This window comes from Peribacillus tepidiphilus (genome assembly GCF_009466385.1).
Classification (GTDB): Bacteria; Bacillota; Bacilli; order Bacillales; family DSM-1321; genus Bacillus_BN; species Bacillus_BN tepidiphilus.
Window position 1 is genome coordinate 94,032 of sequence record NZ_WIAQ01000003.1, and the last position, 17,985, is coordinate 112,016.

Genomic DNA, 17,985 nt, shown 5'->3' on the forward strand with positions numbered 1-17,985 from the left:
GCCATAATCAACCAATGGCAGCAAATAATTAATCAGGCATCCCACTATTTATAGACTTAATAGCGAAGGAGTGTAGCCTTGTGGAGTATGTAATCGAAATGCTTAACATTCGTAAGGAGTTTCCTGGAATTGTTGCGAATGACCAAGTAACTCTTCAAGTGAAAAAAGGGGAAATTCATGCTTTATTAGGAGAAAACGGAGCTGGAAAATCCACTTTAATGAATGTTTTGTTTGGATTATACCAGCCTGAAGAAGGGGAAATAAAGGTTAAAGGAAAGACTGTTAAAATTACGAATCCGAATGTTGCAAATGACCTCGGAATTGGTATGGTTCATCAGCATTTTATGCTCGTTGATACCTTTACCGTCACAGAGAATATTATCTTGGGAAAAGAGCCGTCCAAAGCAGGGAAAATTAATTTGAAAGAAGCGAGCAAGGAAGTTCGTAAACTTTCCGAGCAATATGGATTAAGCGTGGACCCAGAAGCTAAAATTTCAGATATTTCAGTAGGTATGCAGCAAAGGGTAGAGATCTTAAAAACCTTATACCGTGGTGCAGAAATATTAATTTTTGATGAACCTACCGCTGTACTTACTCCACAAGAAATAAAAGAGTTAATAGGCATTATGAAGAAGCTGATTCAAGAAGGCAAATCGATCATATTAATTACCCATAAGTTAAAAGAAATTATGGAGGTTTGTGATCGAGTGACGGTAATCCGAAAAGGTAAAGGAATCGGAACGCTTAATGTAAAAGATACAAATCCAACTGAGCTAGCTAGTCTCATGGTAGGAAGAGACGTTGTTTTTAAAACGGAGAAAAAGGATGCAGCACCTAAGCATCCTGTTTTAGAAATTACCGGTTTGACGGTAAAAGACAATCGCGGTGTGGAAGCTGTTAGAAACCTTCATTTAACCGTGAAAGCCGGGGAAATTGTTGGGATTGCGGGTGTTGATGGCAACGGTCAGTCTGAACTGATTGAGGCCATTACAGGATTAAGAAAAAGTGAAAGTGGAAAAATCCTGTTGAATGCTAAAGAAATACAAAATCTACCACCGAGAAAAATAACGGAAGCAGGTGTTGGACACATTCCTCAAGACCGTCATAAGCATGGGCTTGTCTTGGATTTCCCAATTGGTGAAAACATGGTTCTGCAAACGTATTACAAGAAACCATATTCTAATAGAGGCGTCATCAATTTTACTAAAGTCTACGAAAAAGCTAAATCCTTAATCGAGGAGTTTGATGTACGTACGCCATCTGTTTATACCCCTGCACGAGCATTATCTGGTGGTAATCAGCAAAAGGCTATTATCGGAAGAGAAGTTGATCGGGATCCGGATTTACTTATTGCTGCTCAGCCAACCCGAGGTCTAGATGTAGGTGCAATCGAATTTATTCATAAAAGGTTGATTGAGCAAAGAGATCATGGCAAAGCTGTTTTGCTTATCTCGTTTGAACTGGATGAAATCATGAATGTGAGTGATCGAATTGCTGTTATTTACGAAGGTCAAATTGTTGCTGTACTAAATCCGAAAGAGACTACAGAGCAAGAACTAGGTTTATTAATGGCGGGTAGCAAGAAAATGGAAGCGAGGGAGTCTGCAGATGTCTAAAAGAGTAACCAATATATTGGTGCCGCTCATTTCCGTATTTTTAGGTTTACTAGTTGGAGCGATTATCATGCTCGTAAGTGGATATAATCCAACAAATGGATACATGGCACTTTTCAATGGAATATTCGGAGAGAGATATTCGATTGGGGAAACCGTGCGGCAAATTATTCCTTATATATTAGCAGGATTAGCAGTAGCCTTTGCTTTCCGTACGGGACTTTTTAATATTGGAGTAGAAGGCCAGTTAATCGTCGGATGGTTAGCTGCTGTTTGGGTTGGGATTTCTTTTGAGCTTCCAAAAGTGATCCATCTCCCGCTTGCTGTATTGGCTGCTGCTTTTGCAGGAGCTTTATGGGCATTTATCCCTGGTTTACTAAAGGCATTATTTCGTGTACATGAAGTAATTGTTACCATCATGATGAACTACATTGCACTTCATGCGACAAATTATTTAATTTATAACGTATTGACAGATAACCAAGATAAGACACCAAAGGTAGCTGATTCAGCAACGCTACGATCACCATTTTTTGAAAGTATTACGGATTATTCGAGACTTCATTGGGGAATTATTATAGCTTTATTAGGCGCTTTGGTCATGTGGTTTATATTAGAAAAAACAACAATGGGCTTTGAGCTTCGATCAGTAGGATTTAACCAGCATGCCTCACAATACGCAGGTATGAACGTGAATAAAAATATTATTTTATCTATGGTCATTTCTGGCGCTTTTGCAGGATTGGCAGGTGCGATGGAGGGCCTCGGTACATTTGAATATGCTGCGATTAAGGGCGGCTTTACAGGTGTAGGATTTGATGGGATTGCCGTTGCATTGCTAGGTGGAAATACTGCTGTAGGGATCATTTTAGCTGCAGCCCTTTTTGGCGGATTAAAAATTGGCGCCTTGAATATGCCATTTGAAGCTGGAGTTCCAAATGAACTAGTGGATATTGTCATAGCACTAATTATTTTCTTTGTGGCATCAAATTACATGATTCGTTGGTTCTTAGATCGTGCTGGCAAAAAGGGGGCGAAATAAATGGATTTTCTACACGTATTATCTATTATTGTTCCTGCAATGATCGCGTTGGCAGCTCCGCTTATTTTTACAGCTCTAGGTGGAGTTTTCTCTGAACGATCCGGTGTGGTAAATATTGGGCTTGAAGGACTTATGGTTATTGGCGCGTTTGTAGCGATTGTGTTCAACCTTGCTTTTGCAGATCAGTTGGGTGCTGCAACACCTTGGGTGGCAGTTCTTGTGGCAATGGTTGTTTCCATGTTATTTTCTGTCCTTCACGCAGTGGCTTCTATCTCATTTCGGGCTGATCAAGTGGTAAGCGGCGTTGCTCTTAACTTCTTAGCATTAGGGTCAACCCTGTTCTTAGTTAAATTAATATATGATAAAGGACAGACGGATTTTATTCAAAAATCATTTAGTAAAGTGGATATTCCCTTATTAAGTGATATTCCAGTGATCGGGAAAATCTTCTTTTCCAACGTTTCATACATTTCCTATATAGCTATTTTGTTAGCTTTTTTAGTCTGGTACATGATTTATAAAACACCATTTGGCTTAAGAATACGTTCAGTAGGGGAGCACCCAATGGCTGCTGATACAATGGGTGTTAATGTTACTAAAATGAGATATTTAGGTGTCATGATTTCAGGAGCATTTGCCGGTATCGGGGGGGCAGTTCATGCCTCAACAGTAACATTAGACTTCAGTCATTCCACCATTAATGGTCAAGGCTTTATGGCATTAGCAGCTATGATTTTCGGCAAATGGCATCCACTTGGAGCCATGGGTGCAGCTCTTTTCTTTGGATTAGCCCAAAGCTTAAGTATTGTTGGAGCAAGCTTGCCATTTTTCAAAGACATACCATCTGTATACTTGTTAATAGCTCCATATGTACTTACAATAATTGCATTAACAGGGTTTATCGGAAGAGCAGATGCACCAAAAGCATTGGGGACTCCTTATATCAAAGGAAAAAGATAAATCATTCAGACTGTTGACAAATGCTCGCATTCTTCGTCACAAACCCTGCTACGGTGCTCATTACCGTCTATTTTTTCCCGAATCGACACAATCGTCGGTTCGGGTTTTTTCATTTAATAATTGATAAAACATAATAATATTATGTAAACTACTGTATTATCAAACCAGTTAAGTTGCATGTTTTTGAAAGTAAACTGTATATTTTAAGTATATGTTTAAATTTTTACCAGCTTACAAAGAATAAATGTTGTGTGTATATTGTTGATCCCGCATTAACGGGAGAAAGACCCCACTGATGGAAGTTTCACTTTATTCGATATGAGGGAGGAAGTATTATGTTACGCATACCTGAAAAAATTGTTAAAAATCCAGGGTATATGCTTCACGTTGTCAATACGAACAAATATAAAACCAATACACTTGTATGGAAAATGAAAGCTCCGTTAGAAAAAGAAACCGTTACACTTCGTGCGCTTTTGCCGCATGTTTTACAAAGCAGTACAGAAACATATCCCTCAACTACCAAGCTGCGTACATATTTAGATGATTTGTACGGTGCGAGCTTGTTTGTCGATTTAGCCAAAAAAGGCGAATATCACATTATGACTTTTACAATGGAAATAGCTAATGAAAAATTTTTAACGGATTCTACACCGTTGCTTGCAAAGGCTTTCGAGCTGTTAACAGAAATTATTTTTAAACCGAACTTAGACAATAATGCTTTCACAAAGGATACAGTTGAAAAAGAGAAGCGAACATTAAAACAGCGAATTCAATCGATTTATGATGATAAAATGAAATACTCTTCCGTCCGCCTAATTGAAGAAATGTGTAAAGATGAACCATTTCAATTGGAAGCAAACGGGGTAAAGGAAGACGTGGATGCCATTACACCAGAGGCGCTATATAGTTATTATAAAAAAGCGCTGTCTGAAGATGAAATTGATTTTTATGTTATTGGTGATGTTTCAGAAGAAGAGGTAAAGAACCTAGCAGGACAGTTCATCACATTAGAGGAACGGACACCTAAGCCGGTCCATCGTCATGAAAGAAAATCAATCGAAACCCCTCAAGAAGTAATTGAAAAACAAGATGTTAAACAAGGTAAGCTTAATATTGGCTACCGAACAAATGTTTATTATGGTGATGAAGAGTATTATGCTCTTCAAGTGTTTAATGGGATTTTCGGGGGCTTTTCTCATTCTAAGCTTTTCATTAACGTTCGTGAAAAAGCGAGTCTTGCCTATTATGCGGCATCTCGATTGGAAAGTCATAAAGGTTTGTTGTTAGTAATGTCTGGAATTGATCATAAAAATTATGACAAGGCCGTTTCAATCATTAAAGCTCAAATGGAAGCGATCCAAAATGGGGACTTCACAGAAGAGGAGCTATCTCAAACAAAAGCTGTGATCAAAAATCAGCTGCTTGAAACGATTGATGTTGCCCGTGGGTTAGTGGAAGTGTTATATCATAACGTAATGGTTGGTAAGGATATTACTTTAGAGGAATGGTTCCAGAAAACGGATACGGTGACAAAAGAAGACATTGTGGATGTATCAAAGAACATTCAGCTTGATACGATTTACTTTTTAACAGGAACGGAGGGGCAATAAGAATGAAGAAAATCCCTTTTGATCAGCTCAAAGAAGAGCTTTACTTCGAAAAGCTTCCAAATGGACTTGATGTATATATTCTGCCTAAAGAAGGCTTTAACAAATCCTATGCTACTTTTACGACCAAGTATGGCTCCGTTGATAATCATTTTAAGCCGCTTCATAAAGATGAATTCGTAAAAGTTCCAGACGGAATCGCACATTTCTTAGAGCATAAGCTATTTGAAAAAGAAGATGGGGATGTATTCCAGCAGTTTTCAAAGCAAGGCGCTTCAGCGAATGCCTTTACCTCTTTTACAAGGACAGCCTACTTGTTTTCGAGTACCTCTCAGTTTCAGCGGAATCTCGAGACATTAATTGACTTTGTCCAGGCTCCATATTTTTCTGATCAAACAGTTGAAAAGGAAAAAGGAATCATCGGACAAGAAATCACAATGTATGACGACAATCCTGATTGGAGACTTTACTTTGGTCTGATTCAAAATATGTATCATCATCATCCTGTGAAAATCGATATTGCTGGTACAATCGAATCAATTTCTAAGATTACAAAAGAAATGCTATATGAATGTTACGAAACTTTTTATCATCCGAGCAATATGCTGTTGTTTGTTGTTGGTCCGGTTAATCCCGAGGAGACAATGAATTTCATCAAAGAAAATCAAAGCAAAAAGGATTACAAGAACCAGCCTGAAATTGAACGCAGGTTTGAACAAGAACCTGAAGCTGTTGCTAAGAAAAAGCAAGTGTTAAAGATGAACGTACAATCATCAAAATGCCTAGTAGGTATAAAGGCACCAGCAAAAATTCTACAGGGAGAAGAAATGCTTAAACATGAGCTAACCATAAATCTTGTGTTGGACATTCTCTTCGGAAAAAGTTCGAAAATGTATGATGACTTATATTCAGCAGGATTGATCGACAGTACTTTTTCTTATGATTATACGAAAGAAAAAGACTTTGGCTTTGCTATGATCGGAGGGGATACTGACAGTCCAGATGAACTAGCTGAAAAAATATCCTCGTATTTGTTAGCGCAAAAAAACAATAAAGAGATTACAGAAGAAGTCCTTAGCCGAACCAAAAAGAAAAAAATCGGTGGATTTTTAAGGGCATTAAACTCACCTGAGTATATTGCCAATCAGTTCACTAGATATGCTTTCAATGAGATGAATTTATTCGATGTTGTCCCAATGCTAGAGAAAATAACGCTTGATGATATTCATTCATCACTAAATGAAATGGTTTCAGAAGAAAGAATGACCGTTTGCCAGGTGGTACCAAAGTGAATGAAAAGGAAGCTGACCAATAAGTGCCTGACTCCCTTCTGTAGTTCCTATCCTATTGTAGAGCAGTTCTCCTGCTTTTAATATTTAGCAACGAAGGGTGTTTGGTTCTTGTATTAGGTCAGCCCCTTTCTTTTTATGCAAGAACTTATTATGATAAGGATAGATTTTTTAAGGAGTTGCACAGTTTTTGAACAAGAAATTTATTTTAATAACAGGGGCTAGTGGAGGAATTGGAAAAAGCATTGCATGGCAACTTGCAAAAGAAGGCTACTCCCTATATTTACATTTTCATTCAAATGAAGATTCCATACGGGATTTATTGGTAGAACTCGAGTCTTTTAAAGGGGAATACATACCAATACGAGCAGATTTAAGCAAGCAACAGGGAGTAAAAGAGCTTTGCGAGGGAATTTTTTCACTTCATGGAATTGTATTAAACAGCGGAAGAAGCCATTTTGGACTTATTTCAGATTTTGATGAGGAAACGGTGTTAGAAAGTGTACAGCTTGGAATTACAAGTCCTTTTTTCATTGTACAGAAGCTTTTGCCCAAATTGAAAGCTAATCAAAGTAGTGCGATCGTGGCAGTAACGTCCATATGGGGACAAACGGGAGCTGCCTGCGAAGTATTGTATTCGATGCTAAAAGGAGGGCAAAATGCTTTTGTAAAAGCTCTCAGTAAAGAGCTGGCTTTAAGCGGAATACGCGTAAACGCTGTGGCACCGGGAGCTGTTTCAACTAATATGCTGTCCCAATTTTCAGAGGAAGAACTCTCAATGCTTTCTGAAGAAATACCGATGGGACGAATTGGTAATCCAGAAGAAATTGCTGAGGTTGTTGCTTTTTTACTTTCCGACAAAGCTTCGTATATCACCGGTCAAATTATCGGTGTCAATGGCGGATGGTATATGTAATATTTTAAATGAGTCTCCTTGGTATATTTTTTTAACATCTGGAACAAACTATCCCATGAAGTTCAACATTCAGAAAGGATGATTCTTCATGTCAGTTTTAGATAGTTGGGATCAATGGAAAAGCTTTTTAGGGGAGCGCTTAAACCAAGCTGAAAGTCAAGGGATAACGGGACAAACGATTTCGGAGCTAGCTTACGAAATAGGAGATTATCTTGCGAAGCAAGTCCAACCAAAGAATGAACAAGAAAAAGTGTTGGCTGATCTTTGGTCTGTTGCATCAGATGAAGAAAAGCATGCAATAGCCAATATGATGGTAAAGCTAGTAAGCCAATAATAACGGAACACCCTTAGAGGATAACCTAAAAGGACGTGTATGCGGCCTTTTGGTGTTATCTTTTTTCATGGAATAATAAGTATTACATTTCTATTTATAAGACCTCATCATCGGATTTTTTTTGTTTTTTCTTTTAAGTTTTTACAAAATCATATATGATTGAAGAAGCGAGAGAAATTTGTTGGAAATTGTCTCTTTTTTTGACGGGGAGGATATTGGGGTATGGATCGTAAAGAATGGTATTTAGAGTATGAAATTCAAAAAAACCGTCCGGGGCTATTAGGTGACATATCCTCTTTGCTTGGTATGCTTTCTATTAATATCGTGACGATTAATGGGGTAGATGCAGGAAGACGCGGCCTTTTGCTTCTGGCAAAGGATCATAAGAATATCGAAAGACTTGAATCAATTCTTTCTACAATGGACACGATAAAAGTAACCAAACTGCGCGAGCCGAGACTGAGGGACAGATTGGCAGTTAGGCATGGAAGATATATCCAAAGAGACGCTGATGATAAAAAAACGTTTCGATTTGTTAGAGATGAATTAGGATTACTTGTAGATTTTATGGCAGAATTATTTAAGCAAGAAGGACATAAGCTAATTGGCATTCGGGGCATGCCTCGAGTTGGTAAGACTGAATCCATTGTTGCAGCTAGTGTTTGTGCGAATAAAAGGTGGCTATTTGTCTCCTCTACTCTTTTAAAGCAAACGATCAGAAGCCAACTGATTGAGGATGAGTATAATTGCAACAATCTATTCATAATGGACGGAATTGTTTCTACTCGTCGTGCAAATGAAAAGCATTGGCAGCTTGTACGTGAAATTATGCGCTTAGATGCTGTAAAAGTGATCGAGCATCCTGATGTATTCGTTCAAAACTCTGAATACACGCTTGAAGATTTTGATTATATTATTGAACTGCGAAACAACCCTGATGAAGAAATTACATATGAAGTAGTCGATCAGAATCATATATTTGGTGGCTCTGATTTTGGCTCATTTGATTTTTAATAATATGGTAGGTGTTACAATTGACTGAACTAGGAAATCGACTAAGAGAAGCTCGTGAAGCAAATGGTTTAAGCTTAGATGATTTGCAAGAAATCACAAAAATTCAGAAGCGGTATTTAGTCGGTATCGAAGAAGGAAAATATGAGATGATGCCCGGGAAATTTTATGTCAGGGCATTTATAAAACAATATGCAGAGGCTGTCGGACTAGAGCCGGAAGAAATCTTTGAACAATATAAAAATGATATTCCTTCTGTTCATAACGACGAACTACCTCAGCTGTCAAGAGTTCAAACGAGAAAAACGCTCGGTCCTACAAATTCAAAGATTTTAGATATGTTACCAAAATTATTCCTAGCCATTTTTATTATTGGTGCAGCTGTATTTATTTGGGTATGGTTTTCCAAAAATATGGGAACTTCCACTGAATCTCCTGATCAGGAGCAAACTGAATCTGTTATTTTAAAAGAAAAGGATGATTCACCATTAAATAAAAATGAAGAATCCACTCAATCGGAAGAAACGGATAAAAATGAAAAAACAGATATAGAGGAAAAGGAAGAAGCTGAGCCTGTTTCTTCTCAAGAGCTCACTGTTTTAGGCACAGAAGGAAGAAAAACAACGTATGAATTAAAAAATACCGATCAATTTAAGTTAAAAGTTCTGTCAAAGGGTGAAACTTGGATCGATATTAAAAATGGCAAGAATTATTCCTTCTTTCAAGGAATTTTGAAAGAAAACGAAAGCCAGGAAGTAGATTTTACAAACGAAGACGTTGCAGAAATCGTCGTTGGAAGGGCTTTGGACACTGAAATATATGTGAATGATCAGAAACTTGAATTTGTAATAGATCCAAATAAAACGGTAAGACAGGATATTGTGATTCAATTTGTGAAAACTCAAACACAATAAGTTTCATTTGAGTATTCTCTTTATTGCTCTTATGAGCTCGGCTTAGCCGAGTTCTTCTTATTTAATAGCTGGAGGTTTTTATAGTGAATTTACCTAACAAGATTACTGTGTCACGAATATTATTAATTCCTCTCTTTCTCATCTTCATGCTTGTGAAATTCCCTTGGGGAGAATGGAAAGTTGATGATGTAACGATTCCAGTCTCCCATTTGATCGGGGCAGCTATTTTTATTCTTGCTTCTACAACGGATTGGATCGATGGCTATTATGCAAGAAAGCTAAATTTAGTCACCAATTTAGGGAAATTTTTAGATCCATTGGCTGATAAGTTGCTCGTATCAGCCGCCTTAATCGTTCTTGTAGAACTACAATTGGCTCCATCCTGGATCGTAATTGTCATTATTAGCCGAGAATTTGCTGTAACAGGATTACGTTTAATTCTAGCAGGTACAGGTGAAGTGGTTGCAGCGAATATGTTGGGGAAAATTAAAACTTGGACGCAAATCATCGCTATATCTGCATTGCTTTTATATAACCTGCCATTTGAGCTAATCGATTTCCCATTTGCGACGATTGCTTTATGGGTATCCATGTTTTTCACAATATGGTCCGGATGGGACTACTTTGATAAAAACAAAGAGGTTTTTAGAAATTCAAAATAACAGAGGGAGTTATCAAGATGAATGGAGAAATTATCGCGGTTGGCTCTGAACTGTTATTGGGGCAAATTGTGAACACAAATGCAAGGTTTTTATCTGCCCAGCTTGCCGAATTGGGGATCAATGTTTTTCATCATACTGTGGTTGGAGATAATCCGGCTAGACTGAAATCTGTATTAGAGGTTGCTGAAAAAAGATCCAATCTGATCATCCTTACCGGAGGACTTGGACCTACTAAAGATGATTTAACGAAGGAAACGATTGCTAAGCATTTGAATCGTCGTTTGGTTATAGATGAAAATGCTCTTCAATCCATAAAGAAATACTTTGAAAAAACCGGAAGGACGATGACTGATAACAATAAAAAGCAAGCACTTGTCCTCGAAGGGTCCCATATCCTTCCAAATGATCACGGTATGGCTCCTGGTATGGTGCTGACTGTTGAGAATGTTACCTATATGCTTTTACCTGGACCTCCGAAAGAAATGGAGCCAATGTTTTTAAAATACGGGATGGAGAGCCTGTTATCTAAACTTGAAAAAACAGAGAGAATTGAATCAAAGGTCCTGCGATTTTTTGGAATCGGGGAAGCATTACTAGAGACGAAAATTGAGGATTTACTTGATGGTCAAACAAATCCTACCATTGCACCTCTCGCTTCGGATGGAGAAGTGACCCTTCGAATAACGGCAAAACACGAGTCGAAGGAGGAGGCTCTCCGTTTAATACAGGAGACTGAGAAAAAGATTTTGGCCCGAGTTGGAGATTTCCATTACGGAAATGATCAAACTTCCTTAATGAAAGAAGTCGTGAAAAAGCTAAAATCATTGAATGCTACCATCTCATGCTCAGAAAGCTTAACGGGGGGGATGTTCCAGGAAGAACTAACAGATATTCCCGGAGCAAGCTCCATTTTTAAAGGTGGGGTTGTTTCTTACACCAATGAAGCGAAAGTAAAACTGTTAAATATTAAAGAACAAACCATCCACCATCATGGAGTGATCAGCGAGCAATGTGCAAAAGAGATGGCTGAGAACATTCGAGTAGCTTTAAACACGGATATTGGAATTAGCTTTACTGGAGTTGCCGGACCAGATGAGCTAGAAGGAAAACCGGTTGGCACTGTATATATCGGTCTGTCATTTATAAATGGCACTACACTCGTAGAGAAGATTCAGTTGGCTGGAAGCCGCAAGCAAAACCGGATCCGCTCTGTCAAATATGGCTGTCACTTTTTATTGAAGAATTTGGGTAATCTTAAAGAGAAATGATATTTCACGCACATTCAGACTGATTGAAAACGCTTGTCAGTCGAGGAACGAACCCGTGCGAGGAGCAGAGTTACCCTAGACGGTAATGAGCACCGGAGTAGATTGAAATGCGGAAGCGCCTAGTTAAAAGGAACGTCGACTAACTGCTGCCACGTCCTGTGGCAAACGTCGACGTCACGACGTCCTGTCGAAGTCCGACAAGCAAAAGGCGAACCCTGTAGGAAATCCCGATTTCCATAAGGGTTTGACTTTGACCTCGAGGGGCTAGGCGCTGTAGCTAGACAAGGTTCGTGACGATGAATGCGAGCGTTTGTCAACAGTCTGAAAGGGGAATGATATACTCCCCTTTTTTTAATGAAGACAGACCAACCTGCTTTAATATTCAGAATACTAAATCAATAATATAGAATGTCTATTTTTTATGATTTATCTCTGTAAAAAAGAATTTTTTCTATAGAAAAATGTGTTATTTGATAAAATAAGAAAGGAAAAATAATCGAATGGATGTTCGATTTTTTGCTTGGCAAACGTACAAAAAAAGTATATAGTAAAGTTAGGTTTTGAGATGAGACAAGTTAAAACCGTTCATTCAACCCAATTTTTATTGGCAAACAGTTATAACTATTCTTTAGCCAATTGTTTAATATAAAGGAGGAACTTTAGTGAGCGATCGTCAAGCGGCCTTGGAAATGGCCCTAAAACAAATTGAAAAGCAATTCGGAAAAGGTTCCATCATGAAGCTTGGTGAACAGACAGACCGTAAAATTTCCACTGTACCAAGTGGTTCATTAGCGTTGGATGTAGCTCTGGGTGTCGGCGGATATCCAAGAGGAAGAATTATTGAAATTTATGGACCGGAAAGCTCTGGTAAAACAACAGTGGCACTCCATGCAATTGCTGAAGTGCAAGCAAGAGGTGGACAAGCTGCATTTATTGATGCAGAGCACGCACTGGATCCAGTGTATGCGCAAAAATTAGGGGTTAACATTGATGAGTTACTTCTATCCCAGCCTGATACAGGGGAACAGGCGTTAGAAATCGCTGAGGCGCTAGTACGTAGTGGAGCAGTTGACATCATCGTCATTGACTCCGTTGCAGCTCTTGTACCAAAAGCAGAAATTGAAGGTGAGATGGGAGATTCTCACGTTGGCTTGCAAGCACGACTTATGTCCCAAGCTCTGCGTAAACTTTCTGGAGCCATCAACAAATCCAATACGATAGCTATTTTCATTAACCAAATCCGTGAAAAAGTCGGCGTGATGTTTGGCAATCCTGAGACAACACCAGGGGGACGTGCGTTGAAATTCTATTCTTCCGTTCGTCTTGAAGTTCGACGCGCTGAGCAGTTAAAACAAGGAAATGACATAGTGGGGAACAAGACGAAAATTAAAGTCGTTAAGAATAAAGTTGCTCCGCCATTCCGATCTGCAGATGTGGACATTATGTATGGTGAAGGGATTTCACGTGAGGGCGAAATCATTGATATGGGTTCTGAATTAGATATTATACAAAAGAGCGGAAGCTGGTATTCATATAATGATGAGCGTCTCGGTCAAGGAAGAGAAAATGCAAAGTTATTTTTGAAAGAAAATCCTGAAGTCCGCCAGGAAATCATGCAAAAAATTCGCGATCATTACCAATTAGATGGAGAACATGTTGCTCCTGAAGACAAAAACGATCAAGAAGAATTTGAGTTAATCGATTAATCGCCCCTCTAAGACTTAGCAAAAAAGCTAAGTCTTTTTTTAGGCACAAAATGGAGTAGTATTGGTGAATCTAAGGGAAGATGGTTGTCTAGATTCGAATATTGGGCAGAAATGACGATTCTATTAACGATAGAGGAGACAAGCTGTCAAACCCTTCTGAAAATTTAATAGGGGTAGAAAGGACAAACGCTTGACAATAAATTTTGCCGGAATTACAATTAGTATGTATATTTTACATTTTTTCAAACTAAAATTGTGAAAAGCCAAAGTGCTGTATATTGAAGTAATGTAACAATGTACATGCCGACAAACAACATTAGCAAAATAATTTCATAGCAAGGGGAGGTGAAAAGATGGGACCCATTGATATCATCTTCACTTTGCTTGGCCTATTCGTCGGTGCGGCTGTTGGCTATTTTGTTCGGAAATCCATTGTGGAGAATAAAATAGCAGGGGCTAAAAGTGAGGCGGAACGCATCATAGATGATGCGAAGCGTGAAGCGGAAGCTGCCAAAAAAGAAGCCCTATTGGAAGCAAAAGATGAAATTCATAAACTTCGTTTAGATGCAGAACGTGACATCAGAGAGCGAAGAAGTGAATTACAAAAACAAGAAAATCGGTTATTGCAAAAAGAAGAGAACCTTGACAGAAAAGATGAAACGTTAGATAAACGTGAGAGTCAACTGGAGAAAAAAGAAGATTCTCTTAACCAAAGACAACAGCATATTGAAGAGATGGAAAGCAAAGTGAACGAGATGGTTCGTTTACAGCAAGCTGAGCTTGAACGTATTTCGAGTCTAACCCGGGACGAAGCGAAAGCCATTATCCTTGATCGTGTTGAGAAAGAATTAGCGCATGATATTGCGGTTATGATTAAGGAACATGAGAATCGTGCAAAAGAAGAAGCTGATAAAAAAGCTAAAGAAGTCCTTTCACTTGCAATCCAACGTTGTGCGGCTGATCATGTTGCAGAAACAACAGTTTCTGTTGTAAATCTTCCAAATGACGAAATGAAGGGACGGATTATCGGACGGGAAGGTCGAAATATTCGTACGCTTGAAACACTTACAGGTATTGATTTGATTATTGATGATACTCCTGAAGCGGTCATATTATCCGGCTTTGATCCAATCAGACGTGAAACCGCTCGCTTAGCACTTGAAAAATTAGTGCAAGACGGTCGAATCCATCCTGCTCGAATTGAGGAAATGGTTGATAAAGCAAGACGAGAAGTGGATGAACATATTCGTGAAATCGGTGAACAAACTACATTTGAAGTTGGCGTTCACGGGCTCCATCCTGATTTAATCAAAATACTTGGACGATTGAAATTCCGTACTAGCTACGGCCAAAATGTTTTGAAGCATTCTATTGAAGTAGCCCAATTATCTGGTTTGCTTGCTGCTGAATTAGGAGAAGATGAGACACTTGCAAGACGTGCAGGCTTACTGCATGACATTGGCAAAGCAATTGACCATGAAGTGGAAGGAAGTCACGTTGAAATTGGTGTTGAACTTGCTACAAAGTACAAGGAACATCCAGTTGTGATCAATAGTATTGCTTCACACCATGGTGATACAGAGCCTACTTCTATAATTGCCGTACTGGTTGCTGCAGCGGATGCATTATCAGCAGCTAGACCGGGCGCAAGAAGTGAAACGCTTGAAAACTATATTCGCCGACTTGAAAAGCTTGAGGAAATTTCCGAGTCCTACGATGGAGTGGAAAAATCATTTGCGATTCAAGCAGGACGTGAGGTTCGGATTATGGTTAAACCTGAGCAAATCGACGACCTTGAAGCTCATCGCTTAGCTCGTGATATTCGTAAACGAATTGAAGAAGAACTCGATTATCCGGGACATATTAAAGTTACCGTGATTCGTGAAACACGCGCAGTTGAATATGCAAAATAACATCTAGGGGAGTGGTAAAAGACTTACTTTTACCACTCCCCTTTTAATGAAAGAGTAAATTTTGCCCTTGGAAATAATAGAACAGGTCATCATAATCGAATAGGAATCGACAAAAAGGCAATTGAGGGCGACTGTTTGTTCTTCCGCTCATAAAACGATACAATAAAGAAAACATTCGATTAGAAAGGGAAATAGAATGAAACTTTTATTTATCGGTGATGTTGTAGGCTCACCTGGAAGAGAAATGGTGAAGGAATACCTGCCAAAATTGAAGGAAAAATACAAACCCCATACGATTATCATTAATGGAGAAAATTCAGCAGCTGGTCGTGGAATCACAAATAAAATTTATCGTCAATTAATGGAATGGGGAGCAAACGCTATTACACTTGGGAATCATGCGTGGGATAATAAAGAAATTTTCGAATTTATAGATGAAGCAAAGTATATGGTTAGACCCGCAAATTTTCCTAAAGGCACACCTGGAAAAGGATTAATTTTTATTAAATGGAACACGATTGAGGTTGCTGTCATAAATCTTCAAGGGAGAACGTTTATGCCCCCTCTTGATTGTCCTTTTAAAACAGCAGAGCAATTGGTAGAGGAAGCAAGGAAAAGAACAAACATCATATTTGTGGATTTTCACGCTGAGGCTACTAGTGAAAAACAAGCTCTTGGTTGGTATTTAGATGGGAAGGTTTCTGCTATTGTCGGCACACATACTCACGTGCAGACGGCCGATGAACGTATTTTACCAAACGGAACTGCCTATATTACAGATGTAGGGATGACCGGTCCATATGATGGAATCCTTGGAATGAATCGGGACCCTATTATCTATAAATTTATTTCAAGCCTTCCAGCGCGTTTTGAAGTACCTAAGGAGGGAAGAACTCAATTAAGTGGTGTATTATTGGATATTGATGAAAAATGTGGAAAAGCCAAAAAAATTGAACGAATTTTAATAAACGAAGACCATCCTCATTTTTCTTGATGATAAGGGTAAGCTTAACGCTTTACTAGCGTAGAGAGCTTACCTTTTTTCATTTTTTAAACATCTTTTTGAAAAATTTTTTTCTCCTCTTCGCACATTTTTATAAAAAATAGAACAAGCTGGAATAACTAAATGATTCTGAGAATATAGTATCAGTGGAAAGAGATATATCGATTTTAACTCACCTAAACCGATGGGGAAGAGATCACGCAAGGAGGACCTAGGAATGGAAATATTAAAGGTTTCAGCAAAATCTAATCCTAATTCTGTAGCAGGCGCGCTAGCAGGTGTATTGCGGGAAAGAGGAGTCGCAGAAATTCAGGCCATTGGAGCCGGCGCGTTAAACCAAGCCGTTAAGGCAGTAGCAATTGCAAGAGGATTTGTAGCGCCTAGTGGAGTTGATTTGATTTGCATTCCAGCCTTTACCGACATCAAAATAGATGGCGAAGAAAGAACGGCAATAAAATTAATTGTTGAACCAAGGTAATAGGAATGAATTTGTAACCTGTTTGCTTCTTGCAAGCAGGTTTTTTTATAGGAGATTTTTTAAAGAAAAATAAGTAGAATAAAAGTAAAGTATGAAAAAAGGAAGCTGATTACTATGCCAACTCCGAAGATTTTTGATGCACATTGTGATGTATTAATGAAAATGTTCTTGGATCACACCATTTCCTTTAAAGACAGCAGCGGTCTGAACCTGAATTACGATCGTTTGAAAGCCTCTGGAGGGAAAATCCAATGTTTCGCCATCTATATTCCTGAAAAAATTCATCCAAATTTGAGATTTGAAGTAGCATTATCTATGATTGACATCTTTTATGAAAAGGTATTGACTCTCCCAAATATGAAACAAATAAAGTCCCCTGAAGACATCCGAAATCTTGGCGAAGATGAAATAGGGGCCATTTTGACTCTAGAGGGCTGTGATTGTATCGGGGAAGATTTGCTGAAATTAAAAACCTTGCTTAGGCTAGGGGTATGGTTCGTTGGTTTGACGTGGAATTATGCAAACTATGTAGCAGATGGTGCATTGGAAGAAAGAGGCGCAGGATTGTCCGGATTCGGAAAAAAGGTAGTCGATTTACTTCACTATTCAAAGACTTGGTGTGACGTATCCCACTTATCGGAAAAAGGCTTTTGGGATGTTTTAGAGCGGACACCATATGTATTGGCTTCGCATTCCAATTGTCATACATTATGCCCTCATCCTCGAAATCTGAAAGATGAGCAAATACAAGCTTTAATCCAAAATCAATCGGTGATAGGCGTAACCTTTGTACCAGAATTTTTGAAAGAGAATGCAAATGCACAAATTAAAGATATTCTTCATCATATAGATCATATTTGCTCATTAGGTGGGGAAAAGCATATCGGTTTCGGATCGGATTTTGACGGTATCGAAAAGTTTGTAAAGAAACTAGAAAATTTCGAAGGATACAGCATTCTGGTGGAAGAGTTGTATAAACACTACAGCTCAAGTCAAATCGATGGCTTTTTATATAAAAACTTCATAAAATTATTAATGAAATCATCGTAACGAAGCGATATTTATTTATGAGAATGATTGAGAAATATAAACATTATATTAGAATATAAAAATAATAAAAAAATTTCATATTTTCGTCAATAATTTAAGCCAAAGGGTTGCTTTTTTCGGTCTATAGGTCTAGAATTGAAAGCGTTTAGTACACCTTCCAACTAAGGCTGGGAAAGCTGTTTTGAATAGTACATACATTACTGATAGGCAATCTAG

16 protein-coding genes are annotated in these 17,985 nt (G+C 38.4%); all 16 read left to right on the forward strand.

The window, feature by feature from the left end:
* The first annotated feature begins 80 nt into the window (after window positions 1-80).
* The 16 genes from GD441_RS03675 (at window position 81) to GD441_RS03750 (ending at window position 17,769) form a co-directional block, all read left to right on the forward strand.
* On the forward strand, window positions 81-1,616 hold the full coding sequence (locus GD441_RS03675) for an ABC transporter ATP-binding protein (RefSeq protein ID WP_153123821.1): 1,536 nt from the start codon (window positions 81-83) through the stop codon (window positions 1,614-1,616).
* Window positions 1,609-2,655 (forward strand): ABC transporter permease, encoded by a 1,047-nt coding sequence (locus GD441_RS03680; protein WP_153123823.1) that lies wholly within the window; start codon window positions 1,609-1,611, stop codon window positions 2,653-2,655. Before GD441_RS03675 ends, GD441_RS03680 begins: the two co-directional genes overlap by 8 nt.
* Complete coding sequence (locus GD441_RS03685; protein WP_153123825.1) at window positions 2,656-3,615, forward strand: ABC transporter permease; 960 nt, start codon at window positions 2,656-2,658, stop codon at window positions 3,613-3,615.
* A gap of 335 nt (window positions 3,616-3,950) precedes the next feature.
* Window positions 3,951-5,228: an EF-P 5-aminopentanol modification-associated protein YfmF gene (gene yfmF / locus GD441_RS03690; RefSeq protein ID WP_153123827.1), complete on the forward strand. Its 1,278-nt coding sequence runs from the start codon at window positions 3,951-3,953 to the stop codon at window positions 5,226-5,228.
* A gap of 2 nt (window positions 5,229-5,230) precedes the next feature.
* Window positions 5,231-6,517, forward strand: a complete 1,287-nt coding sequence (gene yfmH / locus GD441_RS03695; protein WP_153123828.1) for an EF-P 5-aminopentanol modification-associated protein YfmH — start codon at window positions 5,231-5,233, stop codon at window positions 6,515-6,517.
* A gap of 187 nt (window positions 6,518-6,704) precedes the next feature.
* Window positions 6,705-7,430, forward strand: coding sequence for an elongation factor P 5-aminopentanone reductase (gene ymfI, locus GD441_RS03700; protein ID WP_153123830.1), 726 nt, complete (start codon window positions 6,705-6,707; stop codon window positions 7,428-7,430).
* An 88-nt stretch (window positions 7,431-7,518) separates the two neighbouring features.
* Window positions 7,519-7,764 (forward strand): DUF3243 domain-containing protein, encoded by a 246-nt coding sequence (locus GD441_RS03705; protein ID WP_153123832.1) that lies wholly within the window; start codon window positions 7,519-7,521, stop codon window positions 7,762-7,764.
* Between the two features lie 222 nt (window positions 7,765-7,986).
* Window positions 7,987-8,778, forward strand: coding sequence for a DUF3388 domain-containing protein (locus GD441_RS03710; protein ID WP_153123834.1), 792 nt, complete (start codon window positions 7,987-7,989; stop codon window positions 8,776-8,778).
* A gap of 11 nt (window positions 8,779-8,789) precedes the next feature.
* A complete protein-coding gene (locus GD441_RS03715) occupies window positions 8,790-9,689 on the forward strand; it encodes a helix-turn-helix domain-containing protein (RefSeq protein WP_338091686.1) in 900 nt (299 codons plus the stop codon).
* Between the two features lie 83 nt (window positions 9,690-9,772).
* Complete coding sequence (gene pgsA / locus GD441_RS03720) at window positions 9,773-10,351, forward strand: CDP-diacylglycerol--glycerol-3-phosphate 3-phosphatidyltransferase (protein WP_420849645.1); 579 nt, start codon at window positions 9,773-9,775, stop codon at window positions 10,349-10,351.
* A 17-nt stretch (window positions 10,352-10,368) separates the two neighbouring features.
* On the forward strand, window positions 10,369-11,619 hold the full coding sequence (locus GD441_RS03725) for a competence/damage-inducible protein A (protein ID WP_153123841.1): 1,251 nt from the start codon (window positions 10,369-10,371) through the stop codon (window positions 11,617-11,619).
* Window positions 11,620-12,281: 662 nt separating this feature from the next.
* Complete coding sequence (gene recA / locus GD441_RS03730) at window positions 12,282-13,325, forward strand: recombinase RecA (RefSeq protein WP_153123843.1); 1,044 nt, start codon at window positions 12,282-12,284, stop codon at window positions 13,323-13,325.
* Between the two features lie 353 nt (window positions 13,326-13,678).
* Window positions 13,679-15,238 (forward strand): ribonuclease Y, encoded by a 1,560-nt coding sequence (gene rny / locus GD441_RS03735; protein ID WP_153123845.1) that lies wholly within the window; start codon window positions 13,679-13,681, stop codon window positions 15,236-15,238.
* Between the two features lie 196 nt (window positions 15,239-15,434).
* On the forward strand, window positions 15,435-16,232 hold the full coding sequence (locus GD441_RS03740; protein ID WP_153123846.1) for a TIGR00282 family metallophosphoesterase: 798 nt from the start codon (window positions 15,435-15,437) through the stop codon (window positions 16,230-16,232).
* A gap of 226 nt (window positions 16,233-16,458) precedes the next feature.
* Complete coding sequence (gene spoVS / locus GD441_RS03745) at window positions 16,459-16,719, forward strand: stage V sporulation protein SpoVS (protein WP_153123849.1); 261 nt, start codon at window positions 16,459-16,461, stop codon at window positions 16,717-16,719.
* Window positions 16,720-16,833: 114 nt separating this feature from the next.
* Window positions 16,834-17,769 (forward strand): dipeptidase, encoded by a 936-nt coding sequence (locus tag GD441_RS03750; RefSeq protein ID WP_153123850.1) that lies wholly within the window; start codon window positions 16,834-16,836, stop codon window positions 17,767-17,769.
* The last annotated feature ends 216 nt before the right edge of the window (window positions 17,770-17,985 follow it).

Bases quoted from the DNA above. Each gene is read 5' to 3' on its own strand.
- GD441_RS03680 (WP_153123823.1), top strand. From the start codon at position 1,609: ATGTCTAAAAGAGTAACCAATATATTGGTGCCGCTCATTTCCGTATTT.
- GD441_RS03685 (WP_153123825.1), top strand. From the start codon at position 2,656: ATGGATTTTCTACACGTATTATCTATTATTGTTCCTGCAATGATCGCG.
- yfmF (WP_153123827.1), top strand. From the start codon at position 3,951: ATGTTACGCATACCTGAAAAAATTGTTAAAAATCCAGGGTATATGCTT.
- yfmH (WP_153123828.1), top strand. From the start codon at position 5,231: ATGAAGAAAATCCCTTTTGATCAGCTCAAAGAAGAGCTTTACTTCGAA.
- GD441_RS03705 (WP_153123832.1), top strand. From the start codon at position 7,519: ATGTCAGTTTTAGATAGTTGGGATCAATGGAAAAGCTTTTTAGGGGAG.
- GD441_RS03710 (WP_153123834.1), top strand. From the start codon at position 7,987: ATGGATCGTAAAGAATGGTATTTAGAGTATGAAATTCAAAAAAACCGT.
- GD441_RS03725 (WP_153123841.1), top strand. From the start codon at position 10,369: ATGAATGGAGAAATTATCGCGGTTGGCTCTGAACTGTTATTGGGGCAA.
- rny (WP_153123845.1), top strand. From the start codon at position 13,679: ATGGGACCCATTGATATCATCTTCACTTTGCTTGGCCTATTCGTCGGT.
- GD441_RS03740 (WP_153123846.1), top strand. From the start codon at position 15,435: ATGAAACTTTTATTTATCGGTGATGTTGTAGGCTCACCTGGAAGAGAA.
- spoVS (WP_153123849.1), top strand. From the start codon at position 16,459: ATGGAAATATTAAAGGTTTCAGCAAAATCTAATCCTAATTCTGTAGCA.
- GD441_RS03750 (WP_153123850.1), top strand. From the start codon at position 16,834: ATGCCAACTCCGAAGATTTTTGATGCACATTGTGATGTATTAATGAAA.